General features: G+C 60.4%; 17 protein-coding genes. 8 read left to right on the top strand and 9 right to left on the bottom strand.

Annotation, left to right across the window (positions count from 1 at the left end; all coding sequences use genetic code 11):
- Positions 1-75 precede the first annotated feature (75 nt).
- Complete coding sequence (gene metR, locus AO240_RS12750; RefSeq protein WP_099236781.1) at positions 76-993, bottom strand: transcriptional regulator MetR; 918 nt, start codon at positions 991-993, stop codon at positions 76-78.
- Positions 994-1,175: 182 nt separating this feature from the next.
- On the opposite strand from metR, the gene AO240_RS12745 reads away from it, so the two are divergent.
- Both AO240_RS12745 and AO240_RS12740 read left to right on the top strand, forming a co-directional pair.
- Positions 1,176-2,195 carry an alpha/beta fold hydrolase gene (locus AO240_RS12745; RefSeq protein ID WP_058412725.1) on the top strand — a complete coding sequence of 340 codons (1,020 nt, stop codon included), beginning with the start codon at positions 1,176-1,178 and terminating at the stop codon, positions 2,193-2,195.
- A gap of 79 nt (positions 2,196-2,274) precedes the next feature.
- Complete coding sequence (locus AO240_RS12740) at positions 2,275-2,928, top strand: DsbA family oxidoreductase (RefSeq protein ID WP_099236780.1); 654 nt, start codon at positions 2,275-2,277, stop codon at positions 2,926-2,928.
- Between the two features lie 85 nt (positions 2,929-3,013).
- Here AO240_RS12740 and AO240_RS12735 read toward each other — a convergent pair whose 3' ends face one another.
- Entirely contained in the window at positions 3,014-3,784 is a 771-nt protein-coding gene (locus AO240_RS12735; protein WP_099236779.1) for a MipA/OmpV family protein, read from the bottom strand.
- A 241-nt stretch (positions 3,785-4,025) separates the two neighbouring features.
- Here AO240_RS12735 and AO240_RS12730 point away from each other — a divergent pair, with 241 nt between their 5' ends.
- The 6 genes from AO240_RS12730 to AO240_RS12705 are packed head-to-tail and all read left to right on the top strand — an operon-like array spanning position 4,026 to position 11,291.
- On the top strand, positions 4,026-4,727 hold the full coding sequence (locus AO240_RS12730) for an MtnX-like HAD-IB family phosphatase (RefSeq protein WP_099236778.1): 702 nt from the start codon (positions 4,026-4,028) through the stop codon (positions 4,725-4,727).
- Complete coding sequence (locus AO240_RS12725) at positions 4,720-6,114, top strand: aspartate aminotransferase family protein (protein WP_099236777.1); 1,395 nt, start codon at positions 4,720-4,722, stop codon at positions 6,112-6,114. Before AO240_RS12730 ends, AO240_RS12725 begins: the two co-directional genes overlap by 8 nt.
- Positions 6,111-6,992, top strand: coding sequence for a carboxylesterase (locus AO240_RS12720; protein ID WP_099236776.1), 882 nt, complete (start codon positions 6,111-6,113; stop codon positions 6,990-6,992). Before AO240_RS12725 ends, AO240_RS12720 begins: the two co-directional genes overlap by 4 nt.
- 9 nt (positions 6,993-7,001) lie before the next feature.
- The gene (locus AO240_RS12715; RefSeq protein WP_099236775.1) at positions 7,002-8,126 is read left to right on the top strand and encodes a GNAT family N-acetyltransferase; all 1,125 of its coding nucleotides are present in this window, start codon (positions 7,002-7,004) and stop codon (positions 8,124-8,126) included.
- On the top strand, positions 8,126-9,904 hold the full coding sequence (locus AO240_RS12710; protein WP_099236774.1) for a HAMP domain-containing sensor histidine kinase: 1,779 nt from the start codon (positions 8,126-8,128) through the stop codon (positions 9,902-9,904). The genes AO240_RS12715 and AO240_RS12710 overlap by 1 nt, the downstream gene beginning before the upstream one ends.
- Complete coding sequence (locus AO240_RS12705) at positions 9,894-11,291, top strand: sigma-54 dependent transcriptional regulator (RefSeq protein WP_099236773.1); 1,398 nt, start codon at positions 9,894-9,896, stop codon at positions 11,289-11,291. The genes AO240_RS12710 and AO240_RS12705 overlap by 11 nt, the downstream gene beginning before the upstream one ends.
- Positions 11,292-11,361: 70 nt before the next feature.
- On the opposite strand, the gene AO240_RS12700 is transcribed toward AO240_RS12705, so the two are convergent.
- The 7 genes from AO240_RS12700 to AO240_RS12670 all read right to left on the bottom strand — a co-directional run bounded on the left by AO240_RS12700 (position 11,362) and on the right by AO240_RS12670 (position 18,443).
- Positions 11,362-11,700: a GlpM family protein gene (locus AO240_RS12700; protein ID WP_099236772.1), complete on the bottom strand. Its 339-nt coding sequence runs from the start codon at positions 11,698-11,700 to the stop codon at positions 11,362-11,364.
- A complete protein-coding gene (locus AO240_RS12695) occupies positions 11,700-13,049 on the bottom strand; it encodes a sigma-54 dependent transcriptional regulator (RefSeq protein ID WP_099236771.1) in 1,350 nt (449 codons plus the stop codon). Before AO240_RS12695 ends, AO240_RS12700 begins: the two co-directional genes overlap by 1 nt.
- Positions 13,046-14,947, bottom strand: coding sequence for a sensor histidine kinase (locus tag AO240_RS12690; protein ID WP_099236770.1), 1,902 nt, complete (start codon positions 14,945-14,947; stop codon positions 13,046-13,048). Before AO240_RS12690 ends, AO240_RS12695 begins: the two co-directional genes overlap by 4 nt.
- 226 nt (positions 14,948-15,173) lie before the next feature.
- Positions 15,174-15,908: an amino acid ABC transporter ATP-binding protein gene (locus tag AO240_RS12685; protein WP_099236769.1), complete on the bottom strand. Its 735-nt coding sequence runs from the start codon at positions 15,906-15,908 to the stop codon at positions 15,174-15,176.
- Positions 15,905-16,576, bottom strand: coding sequence for an amino acid ABC transporter permease (locus AO240_RS12680; RefSeq protein WP_058412712.1), 672 nt, complete (start codon positions 16,574-16,576; stop codon positions 15,905-15,907). Before AO240_RS12680 ends, AO240_RS12685 begins: the two co-directional genes overlap by 4 nt.
- On the bottom strand, positions 16,576-17,322 hold the full coding sequence (locus AO240_RS12675) for an amino acid ABC transporter permease (protein ID WP_099236768.1): 747 nt from the start codon (positions 17,320-17,322) through the stop codon (positions 16,576-16,578). Before AO240_RS12675 ends, AO240_RS12680 begins: the two co-directional genes overlap by 1 nt.
- Positions 17,323-17,516: 194 nt before the next feature.
- The gene (locus AO240_RS12670; RefSeq protein WP_099236767.1) at positions 17,517-18,443 is read right to left on the bottom strand and encodes a glutamate/aspartate ABC transporter substrate-binding protein; all 927 of its coding nucleotides are present in this window, start codon (positions 18,441-18,443) and stop codon (positions 17,517-17,519) included.
- Positions 18,444-19,119 lie beyond the last annotated feature (676 nt).

Below are 19,119 nucleotides of genomic sequence, written 5' to 3'. Positions count from 1 at the left end.
ATATTTATCTGACACACCGTAATCGCGAGCAAGCCCGCTCCCACAGGTTGATCCCGTTTGGTTTGGGGTTCTTCCTCAGCGCACGGCACTCACGCCGTCCAGTGTCGAAAATGAGGTGTCTTTCGCCGTCAGCAAAAAATCACGCATATACGGCGCGTCCAGCATGTCGGCACGAATTCCCGCGTACAGCGTCGCAAACAAGCCTTTTTCGCCCAAACGCTTGGCCTTCACATACCCACGCGAGCTGTATTCATGCAGCGCCCAATGCGGCATACCGCACACGCCACGCCCGCTGGCCACCAGTTGCATCATCATCACCGTCAGTTCCGAGGTGCGCACCTGCGCCGGTTCAACGTCGGCGGGCTCCAGAAAACGCGTGAAAATATCCAGGCGGTCGCGCTCCACCGGGTAAGTGATCAAGGTTTCGGCAAGCAAGTCTTCGGGCACGATATACGACTTGTTCGCCAACGCATGCTGGTTGGCCACCGCCAACATGGCCTCGTAGGTGAACAGCGGCACATAGGTAATACCGGGCAGTTCCTGCGGGTCGGACGTCACCACCAAGTCCAGATCGCCACGCGCCAATGCCGGCAATGGCGCGAAGGCGAAACCGGACGCCAGGTCCAGTTCGACCTCGGGCCAGGCATCGCGAAACTGGTCGATGGTCGGCATCAGCCACTGAAAGCAGCTATGGCATTCGATGGCCATGTGTAAACGCCCGGCGGTGCCGCCCGCCAAGCGCGCGATGTCACGCTCGGCGCCGCGCAGCAGCGGCAAGGTGGCGTCGGCCAGTTGCAGCAGGCGCAGGCCGGCGCTGGTGAAGCGCAGCGGCTTGGTTTTACGCACGAACAACTGCATGCCCAAGCGTTCTTCCAACTCCTTGAACTGGTGGGACAGCGCCGATTGGGTCAGGTGCAGGCGTTCGGCGGCTTCCACCAGGCTGTCGGCTTCGCGCAGCGCGTGCAGGGTCTTGAGGTGGCGTATTTCGAGCACGGGCTCTCCATGAAAGCAATTTGTGACAAGTTCGGATGGCGTGAGTTTGTCTCATGTTGCCAACACTGTCGATCATGACCGCTGGGCGCGCTTCATCAAACTGTCACACAACTGTGGCAGCGCGCTTGAACAAACTTCATCAGACTCGCGCTCTACTGGGGTTCTGCGTTTCGGTGTTTTCCATGCGTGTGTTGCTTTTACTGGCCGCTTTATTGTTCGGCCTGCCGTCTTTTGCGGCGTCTCGATGTGATGTCAATGTCCCGACTCAAACCGTCGACCTGGATAAGGTGAGCATCGCCTACCAGAGCATCGGCCGTGCGTCCGACCCTGCCTTGCTGCTGGTAATGGGCCTGGGCGGCCAGTTGATCCACTGGCCGGATGAAGTGGTGGTTGCCCTCTGTGAACAAGGCTTTCGGGTGATCCGCTACGACAACCGTGACGTCGGCTTGTCGACCTGGCGCCAAGTGCCTGCGAACGCCAACCTGACCTTTGAAGTGCTGCGCTACAAGCTCGGCCTGCCGGTGTCGGCGCCGTATACGCTGACCGACATGGCGGATGATGCGCTGGGCTTGATGGATGCCTTGCAGGTTCGGCAATTCCACGTGTTGGGCGCGAGCATGGGCGGCATGATCGCCCAGCACATGGCCGCCATGGCGCCGCAGCGGGTCGAGAGCTTGACGCTGATCATGACCAGCTCCGGCGCCGAAGGTCTGCCGGCGCCGAAAGCCGCGCTGCTGCAACTGTTGGCGCGGCGCGGCGCGCCGAACCGTGAGGTGGCGCTGGAACAACAAGCCGACCTGCTGGCAGCCTTGGGCAGCCCGAACGTGAAAGATGATCGCCAGGCGTTGCTGCATCAGGCGGCACTGTCCTACGACCGCGCGTTCAACCCGGAAGGGGTGAAGCGCCAGATCATGGCGATTCTCGCCGAGCCCAGCCGCGTACCGTTGCTTAACCAACTGCGCGTGCCAACCCTGGTGGTGCACGGCACCGCCGACCCGCTGTTGCCGGTGATGCACGGCGTGCACCTGGCCGCGCATATTCAGGGCAGCCAATTAAAGCTGATTCCCGGCCTGGCCCATCGTTTCCAGGAAGCGTTCAAGGCGCCGTTGCTGGCGGCCGTGTTGCCGTACCTGAAAGCCCATCGCGAAGATGCCGCGCACTGGGCGCAGATTGACTTGGGTGAGCCTTCGAACGTGCTGTGAAGTTGGTGTATGGTGCAACCTTTGTGGCGTGGCTCTGACAGCAAGAACGCCACCAGAAATGCCAGCGAGGTTGCCCACCATGAGTACTGCCCTGAAAATCGATTTTGTCAGCGACGTGTCCTGCCCTTGGTGCATCATCGGCCTGCGTGGCCTGACCGAAGCGCTCGACCAGCTCGGCAGCGAAGTGCAGGCCGAGATTCATTTTCAACCGTTCGAACTGAACCCGAACATGCCTGCCGAAGGGCAGAATATCGTCGAGCACATCACTGAAAAATACGGCTCCAGCGCCGAAGAATCGCAGGCTAACCGTGCGCGTATCCGTGACATGGGCGCCGAGCTGGGCTTTGCTTTTCGCACCGACGGCCAGAGCCGCATCTACAACACCTTCGATGCTCATCGCCTGTTGTATTGGGCCGGCCTTGAGGGCTTGCAGTACAACCTCAAGGAAGCGCTGTTCAAGGCGTATTTCAGCGATGGTCAGGACCCGTCCGACGCTGCGACGCTGGTAAGCATTGCACAAAGCGTTGGCTTGGACGGCACGCGCGCGGCCGAGATTCTGGCGGGCGATGACTATGCCGCTCAGGTGCGCGAAGAGGAGCAACTGTGGGTTTCGCGTGGTGTGACGTCGGTGCCGACCATCGTGTTTAACGGCCAGTACGCGGTCAGTGGTGGTCAGCCGGTCGACGCGTTTGTCGGCGCGATTCGCCAGATCATCCGCGAAGCCAAGGGCTGAGCCTGCCCCGATCGTTCCTTGCAAGGTGACGCGCAGCGTCACCGGATGCATTCCCACGCAGAGCGTGGGAACGAGCAGCATCCGGTCAGTCAAATTTGTAGCTGATCGCGGTCTGCACCTGGCCCTGGTTCACCTCGCCGACCTGTTTGACGAGGCTGCTGTTGGCCGCCGAACCGACCAGGTGCGTCCAACTGGCGCTGGTCAACAGCGACCAGTGGTTGGCCAGCGGGAACTCGAAACTCTGCGTCAACGTGAGGTTCTGGAACCCCGCGCTGGCGTTGTATGCGCGAATACCTGAGGCCGCAGATTCCTTGTCGTCCACCCCGAAAAAGGTCTGCGTCTGGCGCGCGTCGGCAAAGTGCGCGAGCAGGCCGGTGCTGCCGATAATGCCGCCACCCAGCGGGTAGCCCAACTCGCCGCCGAGTTTACCCAGCACGCCACTTTGATCACGCCCGCCGCCCACGGCTTGGCCGACTTGCGCGTACACGCGCCAGAAGTCGGCGGGGGCGTACTGAATAAAACCGCCCATTTCGGCCATGTCCGACACGTCGCGCAAACCGCGCAGCGAGCCATTCGCCGTGCGGCCCGGCAGGTAATTGATATAAGGCCCGGCGCTGATGCCGTGGGTAGTGAGTGCGCTCCAGGTCAGGCCGTCGTCAGTGCCGAGGCTGACATTGCCCCAGTCCAGATCGAAGTAGGGAATCGGCTGTGTTTCGTAGCGGCTGCCGGTGGGGTCGTGCGGTTGATAACTGAAGCCCGCGCCGACTTCACCCGTAATGCCGTCAGCCAATACCGTGCAGGGAAAGCCCCAAACCCCCAGTAAGACGGTGAATACAGCCGAAGTGAGCTTGAACATGGCGCGGTTTCCTTATCTGAACAAGCGCGCATTCACGCGCGAACACCGCCCCTCGCGCAAGCACTCATCTTGTTTGTAGCAAGCTACAAAAATTGTAGCTCCGCCGACATAAATCACCTCGAGAATCCGCAAAAACCCCAGCCCCGCTGGGCTTTCGCCAGTTGGCACAATGCCTGCTATATCCCTTCTGCAAGCGCACAGAGCGCGTTTTTCTACAAGCCCTCCAACTCAAGGAAAGGCAATGATCCAGTGGCATATCGTGTGTGATTTCGACGGGACCATCACCCCCACCGATGTCATCGACAACGTCCTCCAACGCTTCGCCAGCCCCGAGTGGGAAACCATCGAACAGGAATGGCTGGACGGGCATATCGGTTCACGCGAATGCCTGAGCCGCCAACTGGCGCTGATCAAGGCCACCCCGGCTGAACTGCTGGCGTACTTTGACAGCGTCGAGATCGACCCGGACTTTCCGGATTTTGTCGACCACGTCATGGGCCTGGGCGCGACCCTCGAGGTGGTCAGCGACGGCATCGAGCAAGGCATCGCGCGAATCTTGTCGCGCAACTACGTGACCTTGCTGCCGATCCTCGCCAACCGCCTGCGCCAGGTCGACCAGAACAGCTGGCGCATCGACTTCCCGTATGCCAGCGATGCCTGCCGCGCCGCTTCCGGCAACTGCAAGTGCAAATCCACCCCGCGCAACAAGCGCGTGCTGGTGATCGGCGACGGCAAGTCCGACATGTGCGTGGCCTCCACCGCCGACTTCGTCTTCGCCAAAGGCAGCCTCGCCACTTATTGCCAAGCCAACAACATTCCCCACGCGCGCTTCGACACCTTCGCCGAAGTGCCCGCGCTGTTGGCCCGACTGCCTCAGGGCATCGCCGCCAACGCAAACACCTTTACTGCTGCTGACAACCAGGAAATCTTCCACCATGTCTGATATCCGTATCGCCACCGCCGAAGACCAGATTCTTCTGGATAAAGAAGCCAAGTACTGCTCGTACGGCGACACCGTTCACTACATCGAGCCACCGCGTATTTTCAGCCGTTGTGAAGGTTCCTACGTGTGGGACACCGAAGACCAGGCCTACCTCGACCTGCAAATGTGGTACTCGGCGGTTAACTTCGGTTATGCCAACCCGCGCCTGAACAACGCACTGAAACAGCAGATCGACACGCTGCCGCAAATTGCCAGCCAGTACCTGCACAAAGGCAAGATCGAGCTGTCGGAAATGATCGCGGTCGACGCCAAGAAAAAATTCGGCCTCGACGGGCGTGTACACTTCAACGTCGGCGGGTCGCAGTCGATCGAAGACTCGCTCAAGGTTGTGCGCAACGCCACCAACGGCAAGAGCCTGATGTTCGCCTTCGAAGGCGGCTACCACGGCCGCACGCTCGGCGCCTCGTCGATCACGTCGAGCTACCGCTACCGTCGCCGCTACGGCCACTTTGGCGAGCGCGCGCAATTCATTCCGTTCCCGTACCACTTCCGCGGCCCTAAAGGCATGACCAAAGAAGAATACGGCAGCCACTGCGTGCAGCAATTCGCGCGCCTGTTCGAGACTGAATACAACGGCGTTTGGGACCCGAAAGTCGGCACCAGCGAATACGCAGCGTTCTACGTTGAGCCGATTCAGGGCACCGGCGGCTACGTGATTCCGCCGCTGAACTTCTACCGTGAGCTCAAGCAGGTGCTCGACCAGCACGGCATTTTGATGGTCTCCGATGAAATCCAGATGGGTTTCTACCGCACCGGCAAGCTGTGGTCCATCGAGCACTTCGACGTGCAGCCGGACATCATCGTTTTCGGCAAGGCGCTGACCAACGGCCTGAACCCATTGGGTGGCATCTGGGCGCGTGAAGAGTTGATCAACCCGAAGATCTTCCCGCCAGGCTCGACGCACTCCACCTTCGCCTCCAACCCATTGGGTACGGCGGTGGGCCTGGAAATGTTCAAGATGACCAGCGAAGTCGACTACGGCGCAATGGTCATGGCCAAGGGCAAATTTTTCCTTGAAGGCCTGCAAGACCTGCAGAAGCGCTTCCCGATCATCGGCGACGTCGACGGCCTGGGCCTGGCCCTGCGCTGCGAAATCTGCGGGCCGGACGGCTTCACCCCGGACAAGGCCACCCTGGACTACATGGTCGAGGAAGGCATGAAGGGCGACATGGTGGTAGACGGGCGCAAACTCGGGCTCATTCTCGACGTGGGTGGCTACTACAAGAACGTGATCACCCTGGCGCCGTCGCTGGAAATCAGCTACCCGGAAATCGAACTGGGCCTGAAGCTGCTTGAGCAGTTGCTGGTGCGAGCGACTAAACGGTGAAGGCCGCCAACGACGTCGAAATCGACCTGGGTGAAGGTGATGCCGGCTTCGTTCTCGGTGACGGTCCGGTCGGGGTTGTGTTGATTCACGGCCTCACCGGCACGCCGACGGAATTGCGGCAGGTCGCCAAGGGCTTGGCCAAGGCGGGTAACTGCACGGTGTATGTGCCGACCCTGGCCGGGCACTGCGGCGACAACAGTGACTTGCAGGCCACCGGTTGGCTGGACTGGTACGCAGGCGTGCGCAAGACCTTCGTGCAGGTCAAGCAACGCCACGCGCAAGTGTTCGTCGGTGGCTTGTCGATGGGCGCGGTGATGTCGATGTACCTGGCCTCGGAGCATCCGGGCCAGGTCGCAGGCTTGCTGATGTATTCCACCACGCTTAAGTACGACGGCTGGAGCATCAACAAGATGGCGTTCATCACGCCCTTGCTGATCCGCATTCCCTTTGGCGTAAAGCTGTTTCGCTTTACCGAGAAACCGCCCTACGGCATCAAGAACGAGCGCCTGCGCGCGATCGTCGAGCGGCAAATGAAAGAAGGCGAGAGCAGCGCAGCGGGCTTGTTGACGATGGAAGGCGTAACGGTGCGCGAGCTGCACTGGATGAACGCCGAGGTCAAGAAGCGCATGCCTTCAATCAAGGTGCCGGCGTTGGTGTTGCACTCCATCGAGGACGACATCACCAGCCGCTGGAACGCCGATTACGTGGAGCGCCACCTTGGCGGGCCGGTGACCAAAATCCTGTTGGACAACTGCTACCACATGATCACGGTCGACCTGCAATACCGCCGGGTCATCGAGTTGAGCGCCGAGTTTATCGAACAGCATGCCGCTGTTATCCAGGTTGCAGAAGATTATCGACAGCGGGCATTAGCCTAAGGACGCTACGTGATCACCGCCCAAGCCTTCTCGACTATCCGGGCCATTCAGCGCAGTGCCTGGAACGACTGTTTTCCCGGAGCCCTGGAGGATTGGGATTTTTACCTGGCCGTGGAAAACGCGGCCTTCGATGATTTCAAATGGCGTTACCTGGCGGTTTACGAAGCCGGCACGCTGGTGGCGGTTGCGCCGGCGTTTATCACCCACTATCGCCTCGACACTACGATGTCGGGTGCCGGCAAGCGCTTTACCGAGCGCCTGGAGCGACTGTGGCCGGGTGTTTTACGCTTGCAGTTGTATGCCATCGGCTCGCCCGTCGCCGAGCGTTGCGACGCCGGCGTGGCCAGTGGCGTGCCCGAGGCGCGACGCGCGTTGATGATCAAGCGTTTGCTCAAGGCGGCGCGCCAGGACGCCAGCGAACTGGCCATCGGCCTGGTGGCGGTCAAGGACGTGCCGACGCAAGATTGGCAGTGGGCGGCCATCTGCCGCGCGGCCGGGTTTCAGCGCATGCCGAGCTTGCCCAGCGGTTCGCTCGCGTTACCCTTTGGCTCGGTCGACGCCTACCTGGGTTCGCTGTGCAAGGCGGCCCGCAAGGAACTGCGCCGCAAAATGCGTGCGCCAGGCCCGCGGGTAGAGTGGCGGCGCAACATTGATGACGTGCTGCCTGAGGTGATGCGTCTTTACGCTGCCACCCTGAGCCGCTCGGACGTGCAGTTCGAACGCCTGCCGGCCGCTTACTTCACCGGCATCCTTGAAGGGCTTGAAGCGCGTGCCGTGTGTGCGCTGTATTGGGCCGACGAGCGCCTGGTGGCGTTCAACCTGATCCTGCTGGACCAGCACCGCCTGGTCGACAAGGTGTTTGCGCATGACAGTGAGTTCAGCCGCGAGTACAACCTGTACTTTCGCAGTTGGCTGACCAATGTAGGCTACTGTATTGCGCACACTATTCCCGTGTACGAGTGCGGTCAGGCCGGTTACGCCAGTAAACTGCGCCTGGGCTGCGAGTTTAGCGGCAACAGCATGTTCTTTCGCCACCGCAATTGGCTGGTGAACGGCGTGCTCAAGCTGGTGAAAATGTACCTCCGACCGGATCGTTCCGACCCTGCCATGGCTGCTGCGATAAGCGAAACCTGATGATCAACAAGCCCCGTCCAAAAGCCCGCCCTTTTGCCATTTCGCGCTGGAGCGTCCAGCGCAAGCTGGTGTTGGCGTTCTGGCTGGTCAGTGTGATTCCGACCATGATTGCGGCCGAGTTGGCGGCGACCACGCTGTCGCAGATTTTCGACAGCAACGTGCGTATCTGGCTGCAAGAGTCGACCAAAATCGTCAAGGACGAGATCGGCGATATCCTTCATGACAACGCGCGCATGGCCAAATTGTTCCTGCGTTACACCAGCCCGCCCTCAACCAAGCAAGCCGCCAGGCACGACCGGCTTACGGCTGACATCGCCGATGCGACCGACATTGATGTGGTCGCGCTGATTCGCGCCAGTGACCACAAGGTGGTGTTCAGCACGGCGCCCGACGATATTGTCAAACAGATCAGCGTGACCAGTCATGCGGTGTTGCAGACGGTCGACGTGGCCGGGGTGACCACGGGCCTGGTGGTCTCGACGTTCGAAACCACCCAAGAGGGCGTCGATTACCTGCTGTTGGTCGCCACGTATCTGGACAGCAGTTTCCTCACCAGCGTGGCCGATGTGCACTCCCTCGACCTGCGCTTATACCTGGCCAACCCGGCAGGCTTTAACGAAATATTCTCGACCCAGCGCTTTGAAAACCACCCGGCGCGTATCCCCAAGGATGTTGAGACGGCCATGCGCAGCACCAAGCAGCCGAGTGAGCAGTTCACCAGCAATTACAGCGGTTTGTACTGGCCGATCTTCAATGACGCAGGCGAGCTGCAAGGGGTGATTTTCAGCGGCTTGCTGCGCCATACCAGTCTCGTGGGGCTGGTCAACCAGAGCAACCTGTTCGTGCTGATTTTTTTGCTCAGCTCGGCGTTGTCGCTGGGCGCCGGTGTGCTGGTATCGCGGCGCCTGACCAAGCCGCTGCGCGACTTGTCGCAAGGCGTGGACGCGGTGATCTCGGGCAATTATGAGCACCGCGTGTTGGTCAGTGGCGGCGATGAACTGGCGCAACTGAGCAGCACCTTCAACCACATGACCGAGCGTCTGGGCGAGTTGCACCACCTCGAAGCCCAGTTACGCCGCCGCGATCGCCTGCACGCCCTGGGCGAAGTCGCGATGGGCCTGGCCCACGAAATTCGCAACCCGCTGGGCATTATCAAAACCGCGACCCAACTGTTGCACCGTCGCGCCGACCTGGCAGAAACCGACAAGCGCCACTTGGAATACGTGATCAGCGAAGTCAGCCGCATCAACGACCTGATCACCGAGTTTCTTGACTTCGCCAAACCCAATTCGCCGCTGCGCGTGTTGCAGCCAGCGCGCCCGCTGGTAGAAGAAATTCTCGGCTTCTGCCGCCCGGAGCTGGCCACCCATAACATCGATGCGCACATTGACGACCAGGCGCCCGGTGCGACGATCTATGCGGATGCCAAGCAGTTGAAGCAAGCGTGTCTGAACCTGATTCTCAACGCCATCGACGCGATGCCCGACGGCGGGCGCCTGACCCTGGGCATTCGCAGCGTGGGCAGCAACACGCTGATCAGCATCGCCGACACCGGCCAGGGCATTCCGGCGGATATGCTGGAGCGTATCTTTACACCCTTTGTCACCACCAAGGCCTTGGGCACAGGCTTGGGCCTGGCTAAAGTCTATTCGATCATGGAAAGTCACGACGGCAGCATCGAATGCGCCAGTGAGAAAGATGCCGGCGCCACCTTCAGCCTGTACATTCCGGCGCAAGGTGAAGACGACGGCGACGATGAGGAAGGTCATGACGCATAACGTATTGGTAGTCGACGACGAGCCCAAACTCTGTGACTTGCTGTCGTCAGCCCTGAGCCAGAACGGCATTCAGGTGTTCACCGCGAGCAACGGCCTGCACGCGCTCAAGGTGTTGGAGCAGGAAGACATCGACCTGGTGATCAGCGACTGGCGCATGCCCGGCATGGACGGCCCGGCGCTATTGGCCGAGATCAAAGCGCGCTTTCCGCAGGTGCCGGTGATCGTGATGACCGCCTATAGCACGGTGAAAAACGCCGTGCAGTCGATGCGCAATGGCGCCTATGACTACATCGCCAAGCCTTTCGACATCGACGAGCTGGACATCACCGTGGCCAAGGCCCTGCAATTTCGCGACATCCTGCGCGACAACGTGCGCCTGCGTGCCGAGCTTGACCAGCATGCGCAATTCGACAGCCTGGTGGGCGACAGCCCGGCGTTCCGTCGGGTGCTGCAGGCCATCGACTCGGTACGCGACAGCAACGCGACCATCTTGCTGACCGGCGAAAGCGGCACGGGCAAGGAAATGGTCGCCCGCGCTATTCACAAACACGGTAACCGTGCCGACCAGCCGTTTGTGGCGGTCAACTGCGCGGCGATCCCGGAAGGCTTGCTGGAAAGCGAGATGTTCGGCCATCGCAAGGGCGCCTTTACCGGCGCCGTGGCAGACCGGGTAGGGCGCTTTATGCAGGCCGACAAAGGCACGTTGTTTCTGGATGAAGTGGGCGATATGCCGCTGGCGTTGCAGGCCAAAATTTTGCGCGCGTTGCAGGAGCGGGTGATTGAGCCGGTGGGCGACCCGCGCGAACGCAAAGTGGATGTGCGGGTGATTGCGGCCACGCATAAAAACCTGCTGGACGCGGTGGCCAACAAAGAGTTTCGCGAAGATTTGTATTACCGCCTGAATGTGTTTCCGATTGAACTGCCGGCCCTGCGCGAGCGCGCGGAGGATATCGCGCCGCTGGCTCGCCACTTTGCCCAGACGCTGAGTGCCACTGCGGGTAAACGTATTACCGGGTTTAGCCCCGAGGCGTTGCAGGCGATGGCAGCTTACGGCTGGCCGGGGAATATTCGCGAACTGCAAAACTGTGTGGAGCGCGCGACGATTGTGGCGGCAAAGCCGGTGATTGAAGACATCGATTTGCCGGCCTATTTGTTTGCTTCCAGGCCTGCCGAGGGTGGCGCTGCGGCGCTGCTGGGTGACAACCCGAGTGTGCCGGCGGACCTGGATGCAGCGTTGGCGGAGGTTGAGAAAAGCTACATTCTGGCCGCGTTGAACGAGAGCAACGGCGTGCAGGCTGCGGCGGCGTCGAAGATCGGTATTTCCGAGCGCAGCTTTTGGTATCGGCTGAAGAAGCTGGGCATTCAGGTAGAAAAAATCATCCGCTGATCGTGCCCACTAGTTGCCTGGCCCACCGCTATCGGGAGCAAGCCCCCTCCCACATTTGGAGTGGGGTGGGTCAGCTGTGCAGGCGCACCCACACACTCACCAGCAGCGTAGCCGCCATCAACCAGGCCACGGCGGCAACCGCCAGCGACGCTTCAAGGCGCATCCGGTCGACCATCACGTACAGCGTGGCCAAATACACAAAATACGGAATGATCGACCACATCCCGAATACGATAGTGGTCTTCAAATCCTCTATCGAGCGGCCCTTGCCGACGATGTAGTGCGCAATCAACGCAAAGGTCGGAAACAGCGGCACCAGCCCCGCGATGTAATAGTTTTTGGTCTTGGCCAGCGCCGCCAGCACCAATACCACTGCCGCACCGATGGCGGCCTTCAAGAACAGATCCATCAGTGGCTCAATCCATATTTCTTGACCTTGTCGAACAGGGTGGTCTTGGCCATCCCCAATTCCTGGCTGGCCTGGGTCAGGTTGCCGCCGCTGCGTTGCAGCGCGTCGTTGAGCAGGTTGCGCTCGAAGGCTTCGACCGCCTCGGTGAAGGCCAGGCCATGGTTGCTGCCGCCGTTGCCGGTTTTTTTGAACACCGGCAAGCCCAAGGCAAAACGTTCGGCGACGTTGCGCAATTCACGCACGTTGCCGGGCCAGTCGTGGCTCATCAGCATCGACACCGTTTGGTGGTCCAGCTCGGGCACGCTGCGGTCGAAACGCAAGGACGACTGCTGCAGGAAGTGTTTGAACAACTGCAGGATGTCTTCACGGCGTTCGCGCAGCGGCGGCAATTCCAGGGTCACCACGTTGAGGCGGTAATACAGGTCGCTGCGAAACTGGCTGGCGCGGCTCAGTTCATCGAGGTCGGATTTGGTGGCAGCGATCACTCGGCAATCCACCGAAACGCTCTGGTTCGAACCCAGGCGTTCGAGGGTGCGTTCCTGCAACACCCGCAGCAATTTTATCTGCAGATTGATCGGCATGCTTTCCACTTCATCGAGAAACAGCGTGCCTTCGTGGGCGTGCTCGATTTTGCCGATGCGACGTTTGCCGGCGCCGGTAAAGGCATTGGCTTCGTGGCCGAAAATCTCGCTTTCAAACAGGTTTTCCGGCAACCCGCCGCAGTTCAGGGCGACGAACTGGTGGGAATGGCGGCGGCTGAAATCATGCAGGCAGCGCGCGACCAGTTCCTTGCCGGTGCCGGTCTCGCCTTCGATCAGCACGTTGGCCGAGGTGTCGGCGACGTTGGCGATCAGTTCGCGCAGGTTTTGCATGGCCGGCGAGCGGCCGATGATGCGGCCCTCCAGCGAGTCGCGCTCGGCCAGTCGGCGACGCAGTGACCAGACTTCCCGCGCCAGCCCGCGTTGCTCCAGGGCGCGGCGAGCGACGTCGACCAGGCGCTCGGGCGAGAAGGGCTTTTCCATGAAGTCATAGGCGCCATTGCGCATGGCGCCGACCGCCATCGAGATGTCGCCATGCCCGGTGATCAGCACCACCGGCAAGCTTTTGTCCAAGGCTTTAAGGCGCGTCAACAGCTCCAGGCCATCGATGCCCGGCAGGCGAATATCGCTGATCACGATGCCCGCAAAGTTCTCGCCGATACGCGTGAGTGCTTCTTCGGCACTGCCCACGCCGACGCTGGGAATGTCTTCCAGCGCCAGCGCTTGTTGGCAGCCGAGCAGCACATGCGGGTCGTCTTCGACGATCAGCACGGTGAGGTCGTCGGTAGAGGCTGTGGTGTCTGTATTCATGTCGACTCAGCTTTTTGAGTGCCCACCAACGGCAGGCACAAGACAAAGGCCGTACCGCCACTGGCCGGGTGTTCCACGGCAAGGTTGCCGCCGGTGGCCGCCGCGAGGCTGGCGGAAAGGGTCAGGCCCAACCCCAGGCCTTGTTCGCCGGGTTTGGTGGTGAAGAACGGTTCGAATAAGTGTTTGCGTGCCTCGGGGGCGATGCCGTGGCCGTTGTCGCGCACGTGCAGGCGGTATTTGCCGTCGGCGCTGTGGCCGTCCAGCCACAGCTGCGGCGCCGGTTGCGCCTGCATCGCGTCGAGGGCGTTGCCGATCAGGTTGACCAGAATCTGCTCCAGGCGCGTCTGGTCGATCTGCAAGTGGGCGTTGGGGAAGTTGCGATGCACGCTCAGTGGCAGGCCGTCCAGGCGCGCGCCGAGTACCTGGAACGCGGCGTCCACGGCTTTGCCAAGGCTGGCTTCGCCCTGGTCGTCACCGCGCCGGGCGAACGAGCGCAGGCTGGCGGTAATGCGGCCCATGCGGTCGATCAGTTCGTTGATGGTTTTGAGGTTGGCGCTGGCAGTATCCAGCGCGCCGCGTTCGAGGAACCGCACGGTATTGCCCGACAGCGTGCGCAGCGCCGCCAGCGGCTGGTTCAGCTCATGCGCGATGCTGGTCGACATCTGGCCGATGGCGGCGAGTTTGCCGGCCTGCACCAGCTCGTCCTGGGCGCGGCGCAGGGTTTCTTCGGCCTGCCGTCGTTCGCGGATCTGGCCCTTGAGCTGTTCGTTGCTGGCGCGCAGGTCGGCGGTGCGTTCGGCAATCCGACGTTCCAACTGGCTGTTGGCTTCCTGCAAGGCTTCGCGCGCGGCGAGTCGGGTGGCGATGACCTTGCGCCGCTCGTTCCAGGCGATCAGCAAAAAGGCGACCAGGCCAAACGCGACAGCCACCAGAATGCCCTGGTTGATTGCGGCTTGGCGCAGGTCATTCAGCGGCGTCAGCAGGGTGAAGTTCCACGGTGTGTCATTCAGTGGCCGGGTCTGGGCCAAATAGCTCACGGCCTTTTCGTCAGCCACCACTTCACTGTTGGCGGGGAAGGTCAGTTTTTCGGTGCCTGCATTCAGGCGCTCGCGGGCCAGCGGCTCCAGCTCGTTAAGCGTCGCCCAATAATATTGCAGGCTGTGGGCCAGGCGTTCCTTGGTCTCGGCGCTCAACGGGCGCACAGCCTTGAGCCGGCGCGCCGGGTCGCTGGAGAGGATGATGATGCCGTTCTCGTCGCTCACAAAGGCTTCGAGGCGCGCGCGTTGCCAACGTTCTTCGAGGGCTTCAAGGCGCACTTTGACCACGGCGACGCCGATGATCTTGCCGTGTTCTTCCAGGCCGTGGGCCAGGTAGTAGCCGGGTTCGCCGTTGGTACTGCCGATGCCGTAAAAACGCCCGGGCTGGCCGCGTACGGCTTTTTGAAAATAGGCCCGAAAGGACAGGTCTTCGCCTTGATAACTGTCGGCATCGCGCCAGTTGCTGGTGGCCAGCACGCGGCCGGTGGTGTCCATGACGTAGATGGCGCGGCTGCGACTGCGCCGGTTCAGGCCTTCGAGGTAATCGTTAACCGTCTGCCGGGTTTCCTGGTTGGGGTCGGCCAGCAGTTTGGAAACGCTGGACTCCAGTTCGAGCAGGCTGGGCAAGTAGGTGTATTTGCTGAGTTCGCTTTCGACGGTGCGGGCGTGCAGTTCCAACTGGCGTTCGCCGTTGTCACTGAGGGTGCGGATGCCGTAGTAATCACTGATGCAAAAGCCGATATAACCCAGGCCGACCATCAGGGCGATGATCAGTGGCGGCAGAAACAGTTGGCGAATCAGACGAGGCTTCACGGCAAGTGATGGCGGTGCGGCGCGATAGAGGTTGGGGTCGCATTTCATCACAGATGCCTTGGGTCAACCAGCGCTGCCAGCCTGTTCGGTCAAGTGTGGGAGCCGGCTAATGGTGGTAGCGGGCGTGTATGGCAATGGGCGTTTGTGGGAGCGGGCTTGTGTGGGAGCGGGCTTGCTCGCGATAGCGGTGTGTCAGTCAAAAGATTCATTGGCTGAACCACCGCCATCGCGAGCAAGCCCGCTCCCACACAGGCCCGGTTTCTACAGCGGTGGCTTAGTGCTGCAGGATCTTATCGAGAAATTGCTGCGCGCGTTCGGAGCGGGCGCTGATGTCGCCGAAGAACTCTTCTTTCGGGCAGTCTTCGATAATCTTGCCGGCGTCCATGAAAATCACGCGGTCGGCCACTTTGCGCGCGAAGCCCATTTCGTGGGTCACGCACATCATGGTCATGCCTTCGTGGGCCAGTTGCACCATCACGTCGAGCACTTCATTGACCATTTCCGGGTCCAGCGCCGAGGTCGGTTCGTCGAACAGCATCACGATCGGGTCCATGGCCAATGCGCGGGCAATCGCTACGCGTTGTTGCTGGCCGCCAGACAACTGGCCCGGGTGCTTGTGGGCGTGTGCCGAGAGGCCGACGCGCTCAAGCAATTGCAGGCCCTTTTGGGTGGCTTCTTCCTTGCTGCGACCCAGCACCTTGATCTGCGCGATGGTCAGGTTTTCGGTGATGGTCAGGTGCGGGAACAGCTCGAAATGCTGGAACACCATGCCCACGCGTGAGCGCAGTTTCGGCAGGTTGGTCTTCGGGTCGGCGATGGAGGTGCCATCCACCACCACGTCGCCTTTCTGGAACGGTTCGAGTGCGTTGACGCACTTGATCAAGGTGGATTTGCCCGAGCCGGACGGCCCGCACACCACGATCACTTCGCCTTTTTTAACCTCGGTGCTGCAATCGGTCAGCACCTGGAAGTCGCCATACCACTTGTTGATATTCTTGATAGAGATCATACGGCAAACCTTTTTTGCAGACGCTTGACCAGCAGCGAGGCGGAAAAGCTGATGATGAAGTAGACGACACCGGCAAAGATCAGGAACTCATTCGAGCGGCCGATGATGTCGCCGTTGGAGCGGGCGGAGTTGAGGAAGTCCACCAGGCCCACGGTGTAGACCAGCGAGGTGTCCTGAAACAGGATGATCGACTGTTGCAGCAGCAACGGGGTCATCTTGCGGAACGCCTGCGGCAGAATGATCAGGCGCATGGTCTGGCCATACGTCATGCCCATCGCTTGTGCTGCGCCCATCTGGCCCTTGGGAATCGACTGCACGCCAGCCCGCACGATTTCACAGAAGTACGCGGCTTCGAACATCATGAAGGCCACGACGCAGGACGCGAACGCACCGATCGGGGTGTCTTCGCCGGTGATCCAGCGCAACACGAACGGCACCGCCAAATAGAACCACGTGATCACCAGCAGCAGCGGGATCGAGCGGAAGTAGTTCACGTAAGCGCCAGCCACGCGCGACAGCAGTTTGTTCGACGACAGGCGCATCAGCGCGAGGATCGTACCCAACGCGATGCCGCCGACCACGCCCATGACCATCAACTGCAAGGTCATGACCATGCCGTTCCAGAGGCCCGGGATGGCGGGAATGATACCGCTGAAATCAAGTTCCATTATTTACCCCCCACAGAGATCAGGCCGGGCACGGCGACTTTTTTCTCGACCACGCGCATCAGCAACATCAGGCTCATGTTCAGGGTGAAGTAGATCAACGTGGCCAGGGTGAAGGCTTCGAACAGGTTGGCCGAGAACTCGGCGGTCTGCTTGGTTTGCGCCAGCAGTTCCATCAAGCCGATCAAGGACGCCACGGAGGAGTTCTTGAACACGTTGAGAAATTCCGAGGTAAGCGGCGGAATGATGATGCGATAAGCCTGCGGCAGCAGCACGTTCCAGTAGACCTGCGGCAGCTTGAAGCCCATGGCACGCGCGGCAGCTTCCTGGCCGCGCGGCAGCGCTTGAATGCCGGTACGCACTTGCTCGCAGACGCGCGCGGCGGTGAACAGGCCCAAACACACCACAACGCTCAGGTAGGCCGACGTGGTCGGGTTGAGGTCTTGTTTGTACCAGTCCTGCAGGTTTTGCGGCAGCAGGTCGGGTATCAGGAAGTACCAGATAAACAGCTGAACCAGCAGCGGCACGTTACGGAACAGCTCTACGTAGCAGGTCGCGATGCCCGCTACGAGGCGGTTTGGCACGGTGCGCATGACCCCCAGAATGGAGCCCAGCAGCAAAGCGATAATCCACGCCACCACCGCGATGGCGATGGTCCAGCCCAGGCCGGCGATGTACCAGTCGAGATAGGTCTCGCTGCCAACGCCAGTGGACTTGAAGAATACGCCCCAGTCCCAGTTGTAATTCATTAGGGTCTCCCCTCGAAATCGATCGATGTACAAGCACCCGCTTGGGGAAGATCCTTTCCCGCCCGACGGTGAACGTCAGGCACACGCGATCGGCTCGAAAACCGCCAGGTCGAGTGTTCCACTTTAAAGCCAGCAGGTAGTCACAGACGCCTGAGGGAAAGTTGCCCCCTCAGACGATCAGGTTAGATCAGGTGTCAGATTTTTACGTCAGGCGCCGGCTTGTCGCTTGGGTTAGCGATCAGCTCCTTAACCTTCTCACTCATCGGGAAGTTCAGGTTCAGGCCTTTCGGTGGAATCGGGCTTTCGAACCACTTGCTGTAGATCTTGTTGATCTCGCCGGATTTGTAGAGGCCCACAATCGCATCGTCCACGGCTTTTTTGAACGCCGGGTCGTCTTTACGAACCATGCACGCGTAGGCTTCAAAGGACTGCGGCGTACCGGTGATGACCCAGTCATCCGGCTTCTTGGCCTTGGCTTCTTCACCGGCCAGCAGCGCGTCATCCATCATGAAGGCAACGGCGCGGCCGCTTTCGAGCATCTGGAAGGATTCGCCGTGGTCTTTGGCGGAGATGACGTTCATGCCCATCTGCTTGTCGGCGTTCATCGCTTTGATGATGCGCTCGGACGTGGTGCCAGCGGTGGTCACCACATTTTTGCCTTTCAGGTCAGCAAAGTCGGCGTAGGAGGGCTTGCCATCCTTGTCTTTCTTGACCAGCAAACGGGTGCCGATTTCGAAGATATTGGTGGTGAAGTCGACTTGCTGAGCGCGCTCGGCGTTGTTGGTGGTGGAACCGCACTCAAGGTCGGCGGTGCCGTTCTGGATCAGCGGAATACGCGTTTGCGAGGTGACCAGGTTGTACTTGGCCTTCAGGTCGGGCTTGTTCAGGTCTTTTTTCAGGGCTTCAACGATCGCCAGCTGAATGTCGTGGGAGTAGCCCACAGGTTTGCCCGAACCATCTGCGATGTAGGAAAACGGAATGGAGCTGTCGCGGTGAGCGAGAGTGATGGTGCCGGAGTCGTTGATTTTCTTCAGTGTGCCGGTGAGTTCGGCGGCGAAAACTGGAGTGCTGATCAGAGCAGCAGCGATAGCTGCGCCCAGGATATGGGGAACGATGCGCATCAATACTTCCTCGACATTTGTTTTTTTTATGAAGCCGGTTGGCGGCTCTCTTGTGCAGCGAATGCCCTAGACGGCTCCTGAGGCGCCTTGAGCAATCGTCAGGAAGTGTAGAGCATGAGTCGTGCCAGACTCGGGCTGTAGTGTTAAGTTGTTGATTTAAAGCAAGATTAAATTTTTATTGTGGGGGGTGTTTGATTGTTCGGTCCGGCAAACCGAATAGAGCGAGGTGTGGTGTTCGGAAAACCGAATGGCCATGTGCCAGATGGGTACACATACGAATGTGGGAGGGCTCACTGGATCTTTGATGTTGCGCTGTGGCGCGGGAAGCGGGCTTGGGGGTGTTTTTTGGGTTTTCGTGTATATCCGTTATTTGGGTGATGGCTTTTATTGGTTTCGCTCTTACAGCGAGTCACTTTTGAACAGCGCAAAAGTAACCAAAACGCTCTTGCCCCACCACTCGGTGCCTCGCTTAGGCTCGGCATGCCCGCCCACAGGCTTGAATCCGTGGGCCGCCGCGATGGGCCATCCTTGGCCCAGCGCGGCTAACCCGGCGTCCTGCCGGGTTACCCACGGATTCAAGCCTGCGTGCGGCCAGCGTGGTTTAACGGGGCGCTTCTCAGATCAAGATCAAAAGCAAGAGCACGGCGGCCTGAAAGCCGACCTGAGTGGTTGAAGC

The organism is Pseudomonas sp. ICMP 460 (assembly GCF_002723595.1).
In the GTDB taxonomy this organism is placed as follows: domain Bacteria; phylum Pseudomonadota; class Gammaproteobacteria; order Pseudomonadales; family Pseudomonadaceae; genus Aquipseudomonas; species Aquipseudomonas kitaguniensis.
Note: the sequence above shows the minus strand (reverse complement) of the source record. Positions and strands in the feature narration are given on the sequence as shown.